Here is a 13,892-nt window from a genome sequence, read left to right as displayed (position 1 = left end):
CTTTCTGAATTAATTTAGGTAAAGATCAATGGCCTAGCCCTTGATTTCACGCCATCTTCTTCCATCTCTGTGGATCATCGCCATCGCGTCTTCGGGGCCATTCGACCCAGCATCGTACAGCTTTGGCACATCATGGCGCGCCTCCCAACCTTTGATCAACGGGTCGGTCCATCGCCAAGCAGCCTCGACTTCGTCGCCGCGCATGAACAAGGTCTGGTTGCCGCGGATCACGTCCATGATCAGGCGCTCATAGGCGTCCGGCACTTCCTCGGCGTCGGGGCCAAGCGCATCAGCGAACGTCATGTCCAAGGGCACATCAATCAACCGCATGCCGCCCGGACCGGGTTCTTTGATGGTCACTTGCAAATCCATACCCTCGTTGGGCTGCAAACGGATCGACAGAATGTTGCGATGGCGTGCCTCGTCGCCTTCAAAAATCGAATGGCCAAGATCTTTGAAAACAACAGTGATTTCCGAAGACCGCGCCTTCATACGTTTGCCGGTACGGATGTAGAATGGTACGCCAGCCCACCGCCAGTTTGCGATGTTACATTTCATCGCGATAAAGCTTTCGGTGAAACTGCGCGGATTTTCGGCATCTTCGCGATAGCTTGGGCCGTCAGCACTGGCGTCGTATTGACCACGCACGATGTGATGCGGCGCAACCGGCTGCAACGCACGGATCACCTTCAGCTTTTCGTCGCGCACTTCGTCGGCGCCAAACTGGCTTGGGGGTTCCATCGCGATCAGACACAGCAGCTGCATCAGGTGGTTTTGCACCATGTCGCGCATCGCACCGGATTTGTCATAATACGCGCCACGGCCACCGACACTGACAGTTTCGGCAACCGTAATTTGGATATGATCGACGTAGTGGTTGTTCCACAGCGGTTCAAACAGCATATTCCCAAAGCGCACGGCCATCAGGTTCTGCACAGTTTCTTTGCCCAGATAGTGGTCGATCCGGTAAATCTGGCGTTCATTAAAATGCGCAGCCAACGTCGCATTCAACGCGCGCGCCGTTTCGAGGTCGCGACCGAATGGTTTTTCAACCACGATGCGGCTTTGGGCATTTGCGATATTGTGTGTGTGCAACCGCTCTGCCAGATCGCCAAACAGCGATGGCGCGACCGAAAAGTAAAACGCCTGAACGACATCCTGGCGCACGATACCGGCCAGTTCTTTCCAGCCACCCTCGCCCATCGCGTCGATCGCAACATAATCGAGACGCGACAGAAACGCCGCTAAGCCTTTCTTGTCGCTTGCCTCTTGGCCGCCGAATTCGGCAACCGCGTCTGCGATCATCTGGCGATAGCCATCGGCGTCCAGTTCGGATCGGGCGGCACCGATGATGCGTGACCCTTCAGGCATTTGCCCTGACCGAAACCGGCGGAATAGACCTGGCAGGATTTTCCGCCGTGCCAAATCACCGGTCCCGCCAAAAATGACCAGATCGAAAGTTTCAACGGGAATGACGCGAGAGACCATAGCTTACTCCGCTTTGCTGGATACGTTAGCGCTAACGCCGCGTATCTACCCCGCGTCGCGACCCGAGTCTAGCACCAGAAACACCTAAGCTTCCAGTTCCGCGTCCCAATATAGATAATCCACCCAACTTTCGTGCAGATGATTGGGCGGAAATTTGCGACCAACGTTGTGTAATTGGTCCGGTACGGGTCGTCCGGGCGGCTTACGCAGGCTCATACCGCTTTGTTTCAACGACTTAGACCCCTTGCGCAAGTTACAGGGGCTACAGGCCGCGACAACGTTTTCCCAGCTTGTCACCCCACCAGCGGCACGTGGCACGACGTGGTCAAATGTCAGATCACCCTTGCTGCCACAATACTGGCAGCAAAAGGAATCGCGCAAGAACAGGTTGAACCGCGTGAATGCCACCTGTTTTTGCGGCTTCACATAGTCCCTTAAAACAACGACCGACGGAATGCGCAACGTTGTCGTCGGGCTTCGCACGACCTCGTCGTATTCGCTGACGATATCAACGCGATCAAGCCACGCTGCTTTGACCGCTTCTTGCCACGGCCATAATGACAAAGGGTAATAGGACAGCGGGCGATAGTCCGCGTTTAACACCAACGCCGGAAAGTGCTTGAGCGCGCCGGGCTCCCTGACAAAATCTATTCGAAAATCTGCCTGCATCATATTTTACATCCCACACACGAAGCGCGGGAACTCTGCAAAGCGGCGTTCCCGCAGTCCTGTTAATTAAGGACTATATATCGCGTCAGAAATGTGACAACCCCCAGCATGTGCGGATCATATCACAATTGTTGCTGACTATTCAGGCCGCTTTTGGCCAACCGCGCAGAATCACATGCGCCCGTCCACGCAGCTTTGCGCGCTCCAGACCCGTCGTGGCTTGCTGTAGCAGCGCATCAACGGCGGTTGACCCGGGTGCAATCACGGCCCCAACCGAAACAGTCGCCTTAAAATTACAGGTGCTGGCGATCACATGAATCCCGTCTGTCAACCGATCCGCGATCTCGACCGCGATTTCGACCGGCGCGCCCGGCAGATATATCGCGATCACCGCGCCCTCAAGCCGCCCAAGTATATCGTTTGTACGGGTAACCTCGCGGCACCGCTGCCCTAATGCCAGCAGACACAGATCGCCCGCATCAAACCCAAGCCGTTGGTTCAACCCGCGAAAATCATCGATATCCACCAAAAGAAGCACCCCGCTTTGGGGCAGTGCGCGGGCAAGCCGTTGCTTAAAGTTTGCCCGATTGAACAGCCCGGTGACGGGGTCGATCTGCGCAACAGCTTGCAACCTTCGTTCCGCAATGTCAAGCTGTCGCATCGCCCACATCAGGGCGATACACAAAGGTCCGCCAATCATGACGACCGTCCCGATATGATGCGCAATTCCATCTGTCAGAACGTGGTGCCGATACCCGTTTACACAAATCTGAACGACAATTAGCGCGCTCAGGATCGCACAAATCCGCCAAAGCCACCCCAGCACAGAGTGCGGCGCCAAATAGCGCACAACAGACGGTGTATATCGCACCATAAAAAACCACCCAAACAACCCGGTCGGATCAGTATTGCGCAGCGCCCTTACCAGTTGGTGAATCTGAACGGTGAAATGTGAATGATCAGGCGAGCCCCAGCCGATCCCGCATGAACGCCAAAGCCACCTGCAATCCATCGGGGGCAATGCCGTGGCCTGTGCCCTTCATGATATGGGCGAAAACTTCGGTCCAGCCGGCATTTTGAAGTGTTTCAGCGGCTTGTGGCAATGATTGTGGCGGGACCACTTCGTCTTGATCCCCATGGATCAGCAAAATCGCCGGGCGGCTTTGGACATCGTCAACCAAGGATTCTGGCTCTAACAGGCGTCCCGAAAACGCGACAATCCCTGCAACCGGGTCTTCGCGGCGGGGCACCACATGCAGCGCCATCATTGTGCCCTGCGAAAAGCCCAACACGATCACCTGCTCGGGCAACAGGTCTTCGTCAACCATCACACCATCCAGAAACGCGTCCAGATCCGCCGCGGCGCGGTCCAATCCTGCGCGGCTTTCTTCTTCGGATGATCCGTCAATCCACGGGATCGGAAACCACTGATACCCCATCGGCGACCCGGCGCAGTCTTCCGGTGCATCGGGCGCGATAAACAAGGTATCCGGCATATGTTCGCCCAAAGGGTCGGCAAGACCGATCAAATCCGCTGCATTTGCGCCGTAGCCGTGCAAAAACACCACGCAAGACCGGATTTCGCCCGAAATTGGTTCGCGCCGCTGCGCCTGAAGTGCCCGTGTCATCTGATACCTTCCCGTTGTTTGCTGTGCTTGTAGTAGGCCCACATGATGCGCGCCGCAACCGATCGCCACGGCGACCAGTCTTCCGCCATTTTGCGCAGGGCGCGTTCTGATGGACGCGTATCCAGGTCAAACATCAACTTGGCCGCTTCTTGTAGCGCCAGATCACCGGGCGCAAACACATCCGCGCGCCCCAGTGAAAACATCGCGTAAATCTCGGCGGTCCAGATACCAACACCCGGCACGGCCGTCAGCGTCTTGACCACGTCCAGCGTCGACAAAGCGCGCAAACCCTCAAAATCAATCCCCGCTGCGGCCAGCGCCTGTGCATAGCGTACTTTTTGGCGGCTTAGGCCCAATATCTTCAATTCATCCTCGGTTGCCGCCGACACTGCGGTCGGTGTCACCATACCGGCACCATGCAGACGCCCCCAAATCGCAGTGGCCGACGCGACACTGACCTGCTGGCTGACAATCGCGCTCAGCAGTTCTGCAAACCCGTCTGGTTTGCGCCGCAGTGGCAAGGGTGGCAGGGTTTGCATCGCCACCGCAAAACGCGGCTCTTGCTGGCAAAGCCACGCAGCGCCTTCGGACACACAGGCATCGCTGGTAATAATGCGCCCGGTCACAACCCGCGCACCCAGTCCAGCGCCGCATCCACACTATCAACCACTGGCCAGTCACCTTGCGGCGGGCGGGCGATCATCAGCACGGGGATCCCCAATTGCTTGGCCGCCGTCAGTTTGGTGCGGCTTGCCGCGCCCCCTGCATTCTTTACAATCAGATAATCAACGCCTAGCGCGCTGAACAACGCGACCTCGTCCCCGACCGAAAACGGCGGACGCCCGACCAAAAATCGCCCCCCCGTAAACGGGAACGGACCACTCGGCGGATCAATCTGCCGACAGATCACCGTGCGACCGACAAGGTTGGCAAAGCGGTCCAATGTTTGCCGTCCAGTTCCCAAAAACACCGTCGCCCCCGGTGGGATCTGGGCCATCGCTTCTTCCTCTCGGGCGATTTCGCGCCAGTCGTCACCGGGCTCTGGCGTCCAACCGGGCCGCAAGCATTGCAGATACGGCAGCCCGATCTCTGCACAGATCCGCGCCGACCGCGCCGTGATGCGATCGGCAAACGGATGGGTCGCATCCAATACCGCAGTTATTCCTGCATCGCGCAGATAATCGCGAAATCCCGCGTCTCCGCCAAAACCGCCAATGCGTGTCGGCAACGGCAGCGGGTCAGGGCTGCGGGTCGCACCGGCCAATGAAATCACCGCATCCGTCCCAATCAAAGCCTGCGCAATGCTGCGCGCATCCCCGGTGCCACCTAAAATCAAAAGCGTCATCCGCCCGCCCTCGCGATAATATGGCCTGCACGGTCAATCACGACGGTATCGATCTGCACAGCGTCACCGACCATGGTTTGCGCCGTGACACAGGCCTCTTGCGCAATCCGCGCGGCCAAAGGTGCGCCCGCAATCGTATAGGCTTCAAGCGCGGTATTGGCGGTGCGCACATCATCATTTCCAGCCCACTCGGCCAATTGCGCAAAATCCACCTGGGTCCGCGACGAATGCAAATCGACCGCCCCCTGCGCCAGTTTCGCCATCTTTCCAATGCCACCGCCGATGGTGACGCGCGCGACAGGATGTTTGCGCAGATATTTCAACATACCGCCCGCAAAATCCCCCATATCAAGCATCGCGTGATCGGGCAGGTTATATAGCCGCTGCACGGTGGATTCGGATGTCGCGCCGGTACACCCCGCAACATGGGCCTGCCCACCGGCACGCGCCACATCAACTCCGCGGTGGATCGATGCAATCCACGCCGCGCAGGAAAACGGGCGGACAACGCCGGTCGTACCCAAAATCGACAGGCCGCCGACGATCCCCAACCTTGGGTTCCACGTTTTCAGCGCAATCGCAGCACCATCGGGAATTGAAACTTCGATCTCGACATCGTGGCGCTGGCCGAAACGCGCGGCCATCTCGTGAACCACAGCCTGCATCATCTGGCGCGGCACCGGGTTGATCGCAGGTTCGCCCACCGCAATCGGCAGACCAGGCTTGGTGACCATCCCAACCCCTGCGCCAGCGCGAAAGGTCACGCCAGATTCGCTCGGGCGCACGGTGACGATAATCAACGCGCCATGTGTCACATCCGGATCGTCACCCGCATCTTTGGTGATCCCGACACGCGCCCACGCATCGCCAGCCTCGGCCACAGCCAGCGGAAAAACCGGGGTTTCCCCCTTCGGCAACGTGATCCCCACCTCAGCCGGAAATGCGCCGCCCCACAGACGGATCAACGCCGCCTTGGTGGCGGCTGTCGCACAGGCCCCCGTGGTCCAGCCACGGCGCAAGTCAGATGTGGGTTTGCGTGTCATCAGCAGGACTATAGGCGCAGGCACCGATGCCGCCAATCGGCAAATGATGGTCGTTTGGCACCTTTCCAAAACCCGCGTCGAACGGCATATAGGGGGCATGACATTGACACCCTCCCTTCCCGCCTATGACTGGCCGCAACTGCAACCCGGCTGGGTTTGGCTCTGCGGCGCTGGCCCCGGTGATCCGGGCCTCTTGACGCTGCATGCCGCCAACGCACTGCGGCAGGCCGACGTGGTCATCTATGACGCGCTGGTCCAAGAGGTGATCCTTGATTGGGCGCCACAAGCAGAACACATTTTCGCGGGCAAACGCGGCGGCAAACCCTCAGCAAAACAGCGCGACATCTCTCTGCAACTGGTTGATCTGGCACGCGCTGGCAAAAAGGTCCTGCGGCTAAAAGGCGGCGATCCTTTTGTGTTTGGGCGCGGCGGCGAAGAGGCGCAGACACTGGTGCAACACGGTGTCCCCGTGCGCATCATCCCGGGAATCAGCGCCGGAATCGGCGGGCTGGCTTACGCCGGCATTCCGGTCACGCACCGCGACGTCAACCAATCGGTGACCTTCGTGACCGGACATGACCAATCGGGCAACACCCCCGGTTCGCTCGATTGGGACAGTATTTCAAAAGGTAGTCAGGTGTTGGTGATCTACATGGGGATGAAACACATCGCCCAGATCGCCGATAAACTGCTGGCGGCCGGGCGCGGTGCGGATGAACCCGTGGCCGTGGTCACCTCGGCCACAACGCCTGATCAACACGTGCTTGAAACCACTTTGGGCAACATGGTTGCTGACATTGCAGCATCGGGGCTGGAACCGCCCGCCATCATCTGCGTCGGCAAATCGGTACTGATGCGGCAGGTGCTCGACTGGCAAGGCATGGCATCAGGTCAACCGCCGCGCAATCTGGACCCCCTGAACCGCGGCCTGCCCGCTGAAACGGCCTAAATGCCCCTCGCTTTGGTCAAAATACTCCCGCCGGAGGCCGCACTACGCCTCCGCCTCACATGAGCTTTCTGATTGCCGCCCCCGCTTCGGGCAGCGGCAAAACCACTGTTACCCTTGGCGTGTTGCGCGCCATCAGTCGCCGCACCCCTGTGCGCGCCGCAAAATCAGGCCCCGATTATATCGACCCGCGGTTTCACGCCGCCGCCTGCGGACAGACCTGCCTGAACCTCGATGCCTGGGCGATGACACCAGATCGGGTCAGATCATTGGCGGCAGGTCCGACACCCCTGATCGTAGAGGGCGCAATGGGCCTGTTCGACGGCGCGCCACCTGACGGCAAAGGGGCCTGCGCCGATCTGGCACGCATCCTGCACCTGCCCGTGGTTTTGGTGATTGATGCCGGAAAAATGGCCGGGTCTGTCGCGGCGCTTGCGGCGGGTTTCATCAACCACGACCCGCAGGTCAAAATCGCAGGCGTCATTTTGAACAACGTGGGCTCCGCCCGGCACGAATCCATGCTGCGGCGCGCCCTGCAAGATGTGCGGATTTTCGGCGCAATTCCCCGAACACCCGACCTGCATCATCCATCGCGTCACCTCGGTCTTGTGCAAGCAACCGAACACGCTGATCTTGATGCATATCTTGACCGGGCGGGCGATCTGATGGCGCGCCATCTTGACCTCGACGGGCTCATGCGCCTGCACACTGCACCGCTGTTACCCGCCAACAGCAAACCCATCCCACCACCCGGCCAAACGATCGCAGTGGCCCAAGACGCCGCGTTTGCCTTTTGCTATCCGCACCTGTTGAACGACTGGCGCAGCGCCGGGGCACAGGTGTCATTCTTTTCGCCGCTCGCCGACGAACCGGCCCCGACGGCTGACGTGATTTACCTGCCCGGCGGCTATCCCGAACTGCACGCCGGACGGATCGCCACCAACAGCACCTTTCTCGATAGCCTGCGCAACAGCCCAGCCCATATCTATGGTGAATGCGGCGGGTATATGGTGCTCGGTCAAGGATTGATCGACGCGGACGGACAGCGACACGCGATGGCGGGGCTGCTGGGGCTTGAAACATCCTTTGCCCGTCGCAAACTGCACCTGGGTTACAGGCATCTCACCGCCACCAAAGGCATCATGTGCGGCGCATGGACCGGCCACGAATTCCACTATGCGACCACCCTGCAAGCAATTGGCGATCCGCTGTTCACCGCACAAGATGCCGAAGCCGCGCCACTGCCCGCGATGGGCCTGATCAACGGCAGGGTGTCGGGGTCATTCGGCCATCTGATCGACGCGGCTGAATGACCATTGCCTTGGGCCAAATCGCGCCTTACCGATACCGCTATGGAAATGATAAACGATACCCGCGCAAAACGTAACGTCGCCGTCTTGGTCCTAGCCCAAGCCATCCTTGGCGCGCAAATGCCGATGATCTTTGTAATCGGCGGGCTTGCGGGCGGCATGTATGCGCCAAACCCCTGTCTTGCCACTTTGCCGATCTCGTTCATCGTCTTCGGGTCGATGACCACGGCGCCCTGGCTCAGCCCGCTGATGCAGCGACGCGGTCGGCGCTTCGGATTTTTCCTCGGGGCGCTGGCGGGGGCGCTCGGCGCGCTGATCGCCGCAGCCGGGCTTTACTTTGCCTCTTTTGCCATTTTGCTCGCTGGATCATATTTGACCGGTATCTATATGTCATCGCAGGGATTTTTCCGTTTCGCTGCGACGGACACAGCATCAGATGCGTTCCGGCCCAAAGCCATCTCTTACGTCATGGCGGGCGGCTTGCTGTCTGCCATCGTCGGGCCGCAGTTGAACAAAGTGGTCCAAGACGCGTATGCCGTGCCATTTTTGGGCACCTACCTTGCTGTCGCGGCGCTGAACCTTGGGGGCATGTTGCTGTTTTTCTTCCTCGACCTGCCAAAAGGGTCGCGCAATAGCCCCAAAATCGAAGACCCCATTGTCGGGCGCAGCCGCATGGCGTTGTTGCGCGAACCACGGGTGCTGGTCGCGATTATCTGCGCAATGGTCTCCTATGCACTGATGAACCTTGTGATGACCTCGACGCCGCTGGCCGTCGTTGGCTGTGGTTTCGACAAAAACTATGCCTCCGACATCGTGTCAGCGCACGTGCTGGCGATGTATGTGCCGTCGTTCTTTACCGGACACCTGATCGCACGGTTCGGCACGCAAAAAATCGTCGCGGCCGGGCTGATCATTCTTGGCGGCGCAGGGATCGTGGCACTGTCTGGCGTTGATCTGGCCAACTTCTACATCGCGCTTGTCTTGCTGGGAATCGGCTGGAACTTTGGCTTCATCGGCGCGACCACGATGCTCGCGGGCGCGCACCGCCCCGAAGAACGCGGCCTCGTCCAGGGGATGAACGACATGATGGTCTTTGGAATGGTCACAGTGGCATCACTGGCGTCAGGCGGATTGATGAACTGCTCGGGCGGCAGTGCGATCGAAGGCTGGACCGCGGTAAACCTCGCGATGATCCCGTTTTTGGCGCTGGCAGGCGGCGCGCTCATTTGGCTGGCACGGCAGCCGCGCGCAGGCATCTGACCTAACGCCACCACCCCCGCAGCGCCACATGGGTGAACCGCAGATGTTCGCGCAACGGCGGCAAGCCAAGCGCGCCGCGCGCCACTTTGCCCGGGTCTTTGCGCACCTGTCGCAATACCGGGCGCGCAAGATAACCCGCGGCCATTGCCGCCCCGGCTGGTGGCAGCACCTGTGCTCTGGCTTTGATTGCTGATTGCAGCCGCTGTTCGCCCTGTTGCGCCAGCGCCAGCACCCCGGCCTCTGATCCATCCAAAAGCGGCATTCGGTTGCGGTCCTCAAGATCAGGAATCGCACGCAACAGATTGGCCACCCCGACGCCATAGGCAAAATTGCGCACAACAGTCTCGGCTGTTGCGCCCAGCAGCCGCGCCGCTGTCCACATCAAATGGCCCGATGTGGCATCAATATAGCTGTCAAAATGCGCCGTGTCTTCAAACGGGTCTTTGTAGCAATCCCATCGGCGCGCCGCAATCAACCCATCCAGAACGCGCGCGCCTTCGGCATCCAGCACGTCAGACAGGGCATCCACAACCTCGTGCTTACGGGGCTTTACACCATTCTCAATTTCACTCAACGCATCGCGCCACCACTGCAAACGCATCTCAGCGATCATCGGCTCTTGGGTCACCCAAGGCGCACGGGCCACCTCGACGTTGAATGAATAAAGCGCAAACAGGACGCGGCGCGCCGCGACAGGTGCCGCCATCGTCGCGCGGAACCGCTCCGGGTCGGCTTTTTCAACCAAGGCTGCGCAGGCATGCAAACTCATCGTATCATCTTGCCATAAATACTCAAAAATCAGACCTTCGCGCCATCGCGGATCAGTTTCCAATTGATCGCATCGACCAGCGCATCAAAAGACGCATCGACAATGTTGGCACTGACGCCCACGGTCGACCAAGTATTCCCCTGCCCATCCTCACTGTCGATGATGACGCGGGTGACCGCCTCTGTACCGCCATTGGTGATACGAACCTTAAAATCCACCAGTTGCATATCTTCGATATATTGCTGGTAAGGGCCCAAATCCTTGGACAAGGCCCGCGACAGCGCGTTCACCGGGCCTTGGTCGCTGCCATCAGGGCCTTGGCTTTCTGATACATTCAGGAACCGTTCGCCGTTCACCTTGGTCACGACCACTGCCTCGGACAGGGATACCATGCGACCACGCTTGTTGCGGCGCCTCTCGATGGTGACGCGGTAGCGTTTGACCTCGAAAAACTCGGGCAGCAGCCCCAGTTCCTTGCGGGCCAGCAGTTCAAAGCTGGCCTGCGCCGTGTCATAGGAATAGCCCTGCGCCTCTTTTTCTTTGATGCGTTCCACAATCCGCGCGAGCGCCGGATTGCCCAATTCCACCGCGATGCCTGCATCAGCAAGACGCGCTTTCAGGTTCGACTGCCCGGCTTGGTTCGACATCGGCACAATCCGGCTGTTGCCGACGCAGGCAGGGTCGATGTGTTCATATGTCGATGGGTCTTTCGCAATGGCAGAGGCATGCAGCCCCGACTTATGCGCAAAGGCCGACGCGCCGACATATGCCGCCTGTTTCGCAGGCACCCGGTTCAAAATATCATCCAGCATCCGCGACGCCTTGCGCAATCCTTTCAGCGCATCAGGCGTGACGCCCGTTTCAAACTGGCTTGCGAACGGCTCCTTCAGCAACAATGTCGGGATCAAGGTCGTCAGATTGGCATTGCCACAGCGTTCTCCCAACCCGTTCAACGTTCCCTGAATTTGTCGACAACCCGCCATCACCGCGGCCAAACTATTGGCCACAGCGTTTTCGGTGTCATTATGGGTATGGATCGCCAGATGATCGCCGGGAATGCCGCTGGCAATCACGGCAGTCACAATCGCACTGACCTCATGGGGCAAGGTGCCACCATTGGTGTCGCACAGCACAATCCAACGCGCACCGGCGCCATAAGCCGCATGCACCGCCTCAAGCGCATAACCGGGGTTGGATTTATAGCCATCAAAAAAATGCTCGGCGTCAAACAATCCCTCGCGGCCCTGCGCTGTCAGATAGGCAAAGCTTGCGCGCAGGTTTTCGGTGTTTTCGTCCAGCGTGATCCCCAGCGCCGTGGTGACGTGAAAATCATGCGATTTTCCCACCAAACACACCGCAGGCGTCCCTGCATTGATGACCCCCGCCAGAATGTCATCATTTTCGGCCGACCGGCCCAACCGCTTGGTCATACCAAACGCGGTCATCGTGGCGCGGGTTTCGGGCGGGTTGGCGAAAAATTCGGTGTCGGTCGGGTTTGCCCCCGGCCAGCCACCTTCGATGTAATCCACGCCTAGCCTATCAAGAACAGCCGTGATCTGCCGCTTTTCACCGGCTGAAAACTGCACGCCTTGGGTCTGCGCCCCGTCGCGCAGGGTGGTGTCAAAAAGATAAAGCCGTTCTTTGGGCATCAGAAATCCCCCAGCTTGGCTGCATCAAAATCAGGTCCCGGCGCCCAGGTCGCCTGCCCGCCGACATCCGTTACCTGTACGCCAGCTGCGTTCAAAATATCACGGACTTCATCGGCACGGTCCCAATCTTTGGCCGCGCGCGCCGAGGCACGATCCGCCAGCAGCGCATCAACCCGCGCCGCAACCGCGGGGGCCACATCAGGGCCCGCCTCACCACCGTCAAACATCGGAATGTCTGACCAGTCATTGACCAGACCCAGCATGTCCATGCCATGCGCGAACCCGGCGAGCGCCGCAGGCGTCTTGCCTTTCGACAACACGTGCAGGCGCGACAATGCACCCGATGTATTCAGATCATTCGCCAGCACACCGATAAATTCGGCGTCTGGCTGCCATTTGCCATCGGCACGCAGTGCCGCAATCAGGTCAGGCCCGAATCCATGCCCCTGCAAAATGCCGTACCACTTGCGCAACGTGGCTTCGGCTTCGGCACGGCGCGCCTCTGTCCAGTCCATCGTCTTGCCGTAGTGCGTGCCCAGCATCACCAACCGGATCACCTCGCCGGGGATGCCCTGATCCAGCAGGTCACGGATGGTAAAGAAATTGCCCAAGGATTTGGACATTTTCTTGCCCTCGACCTGCAACATCTCGTTGTGGATCCAATAGCGGGCGAATGCGCCATGCGGATGGGCGCAGGCACTTTGTGCGATCTCGTTTTCATGGTGCGGGAACTGCAAATCATTGCCGCCGCCGTGAATGTCAAAGCTTTCACCGAGCAGATCATACGCCATGGCCGAGCATTCAATATGCCAGCCCGGACGGCCATAGCCCCATGGGCTGGTCCACCCCGGCACACCATCACCCGATGGTTTCCACAGGACAAAATCCATCGGATTGCGTTTATATGGTGCCACCTCGACCCGTGCGCCCGCGATCATATCGTCAATCGACCGGCCCGACAGCGCGCCGTAATCTGCATAGCTTTCGACGGAAAACAGCACATGGCCTTCAGCCTCGTAGGCGTGTCCCTTGTCGATCAAATCCGCGATCATCGCGATCATCTGCGCAATGTAATGCGTGGCACGCGGTTCGTGCGTCGGGCGCATCGCCCCCAGCGCATCCATATCCGCATGATACCAAACGATGGTTTCCGCAGTGATATCGCCAATCGCACGACCACTTTCGGCAGCGCGCGCGTTGATCTTATCGTCAACGTCGGTGAAATTGCGCACATAGGTCACATGATCCGCCCCGTACACATGGCGCAGCAGCCGAAACAGCACATCAAACACCAGCACATTGCGGGAATTGCCAAGGTGCGCGCGGTCATAGACCGTCGGTCCGCACAAATACATCCGCACGTTTGTCGGGTCGATCGGTTCAAATTCCTCGCGTTTGCGGGATTTTGTATTTTGCAGCCGGATAATTGTCATAACGCCTCACGCACGGGTTTCGCCGGCGGGCTTACCAAGTTCAGCATTTGAAGGAAACGTGAAAGAGCAGCCCGCGACTTTGTCAGCAGGTAATAATGCAGCAGAGAATGATGCAAATGCTCTTCATGCAACTCAGATAGCAGCGAAAATGCGAAGCGTCCAGCATTTCATGCGCACGCAGATGGCCAAAGGGCGCAGCGTTCAACCCGATGTTATGAACAGCAATGAGGCCTGCACAAAAATCCGAACCAAAGGCAAAAAATGTGGCAACGCTTCTTTCCGCATGAAGAGCGGCGAATGCAAGGAAACAGCCCAGACACGCGTTAAAGCCTTAGGTCCTGAAATAATCTAA

The 13,892-nt window shown here is 59.0% G+C and carries 14 protein-coding genes; 4 read left to right on the top strand and 10 right to left on the bottom strand.

What is annotated here, in order from left to right; genetic code table 11:
* Window positions 1-33: 33 nt before the first annotated feature.
* The 7 genes from zwf to ACXJGX_RS13845 form a co-directional block, all read right to left on the bottom strand.
* Window positions 34-1,488, bottom strand: a complete 1,455-nt coding sequence (gene zwf / locus ACXJGX_RS13875; RefSeq protein WP_474782683.1) for a glucose-6-phosphate dehydrogenase — start codon at window positions 1,486-1,488, stop codon at window positions 34-36.
* Window positions 1,489-1,572: 84 nt separating this feature from the next.
* Window positions 1,573-2,157 (bottom strand): HNH endonuclease, encoded by a 585-nt coding sequence (locus ACXJGX_RS13870; RefSeq protein WP_474782888.1) that lies wholly within the window; start codon window positions 2,155-2,157, stop codon window positions 1,573-1,575.
* A gap of 142 nt (window positions 2,158-2,299) precedes the next feature.
* Entirely contained in the window at window positions 2,300-3,031 is a 732-nt protein-coding gene (locus ACXJGX_RS13865) for a GGDEF domain-containing protein (protein WP_474782681.1), read from the bottom strand.
* Between the two features lie 85 nt (window positions 3,032-3,116).
* Window positions 3,117-3,785, bottom strand: coding sequence for an alpha/beta hydrolase (locus tag ACXJGX_RS13860; RefSeq protein ID WP_474782679.1), 669 nt, complete (start codon window positions 3,783-3,785; stop codon window positions 3,117-3,119).
* Window positions 3,782-4,411, bottom strand: coding sequence for a DNA-3-methyladenine glycosylase family protein (locus tag ACXJGX_RS13855; protein WP_474782677.1), 630 nt, complete (start codon window positions 4,409-4,411; stop codon window positions 3,782-3,784). The genes ACXJGX_RS13860 and ACXJGX_RS13855 overlap by 4 nt, the downstream gene beginning before the upstream one ends.
* On the bottom strand, window positions 4,408-5,130 hold the full coding sequence (locus tag ACXJGX_RS13850; RefSeq protein ID WP_474782675.1) for a cobalt-precorrin-6A reductase: 723 nt from the start codon (window positions 5,128-5,130) through the stop codon (window positions 4,408-4,410). Before ACXJGX_RS13850 ends, ACXJGX_RS13855 begins: the two co-directional genes overlap by 4 nt.
* On the bottom strand, window positions 5,127-6,173 hold the full coding sequence (locus ACXJGX_RS13845; RefSeq protein WP_474782673.1) for a cobalt-precorrin-5B (C(1))-methyltransferase: 1,047 nt from the start codon (window positions 6,171-6,173) through the stop codon (window positions 5,127-5,129). Before ACXJGX_RS13845 ends, ACXJGX_RS13850 begins: the two co-directional genes overlap by 4 nt.
* Window positions 6,174-6,270: 97 nt before the next feature.
* Between ACXJGX_RS13845 and cobA the strand changes: the two genes are divergently transcribed.
* From cobA to ACXJGX_RS13830, 3 genes are read left to right on the top strand one after another with little or no spacing between them, the layout of a single operon-like run.
* Window positions 6,271-7,122, top strand: a complete 852-nt coding sequence (cobA, locus tag ACXJGX_RS13840) for a uroporphyrinogen-III C-methyltransferase (protein WP_474782671.1) — start codon at window positions 6,271-6,273, stop codon at window positions 7,120-7,122.
* A gap of 59 nt (window positions 7,123-7,181) precedes the next feature.
* Entirely contained in the window at window positions 7,182-8,432 is a 1,251-nt protein-coding gene (locus ACXJGX_RS13835; RefSeq protein WP_474782669.1) for a cobyrinate a,c-diamide synthase, read from the top strand.
* A gap of 39 nt (window positions 8,433-8,471) precedes the next feature.
* Window positions 8,472-9,689: an MFS transporter gene (locus tag ACXJGX_RS13830; protein WP_474782667.1), complete on the top strand. Its 1,218-nt coding sequence runs from the start codon at window positions 8,472-8,474 to the stop codon at window positions 9,687-9,689.
* A gap of 1 nt (window position 9,690) precedes the next feature.
* Here the strand turns inward: ACXJGX_RS13830 and ACXJGX_RS13825 are convergent, their stop codons facing one another.
* The 3 genes from ACXJGX_RS13825 to cysS are packed head-to-tail and all read right to left on the bottom strand — an operon-like array spanning window position 9,691 to window position 13,540.
* On the bottom strand, window positions 9,691-10,458 hold the full coding sequence (locus tag ACXJGX_RS13825; RefSeq protein WP_474782665.1) for a squalene/phytoene synthase family protein: 768 nt from the start codon (window positions 10,456-10,458) through the stop codon (window positions 9,691-9,693).
* A 29-nt stretch (window positions 10,459-10,487) separates the two neighbouring features.
* Window positions 10,488-12,107: a citramalate synthase gene (cimA, locus tag ACXJGX_RS13820; RefSeq protein WP_474782663.1), complete on the bottom strand. Its 1,620-nt coding sequence runs from the start codon at window positions 12,105-12,107 to the stop codon at window positions 10,488-10,490.
* Window positions 12,107-13,540 (bottom strand): cysteine--tRNA ligase, encoded by a 1,434-nt coding sequence (gene cysS / locus ACXJGX_RS13815; RefSeq protein WP_474782661.1) that lies wholly within the window; start codon window positions 13,538-13,540, stop codon window positions 12,107-12,109. The genes cimA and cysS overlap by 1 nt, the downstream gene beginning before the upstream one ends.
* A gap of 58 nt (window positions 13,541-13,598) precedes the next feature.
* On the opposite strand from cysS, the gene ACXJGX_RS13810 reads away from it, so the two are divergent.
* Window positions 13,599-13,892, top strand: coding sequence for a hypothetical protein (locus tag ACXJGX_RS13810; protein ID WP_474782659.1), 294 nt, complete (start codon window positions 13,599-13,601; stop codon window positions 13,890-13,892).

It is taken from the genome of Yoonia sp. SWMV100 (assembly GCF_056108365.1).
The sequence above is the reverse complement of the archived record's forward strand: the minus strand, read 5'-3'. Positions and strand labels throughout refer to the sequence as shown.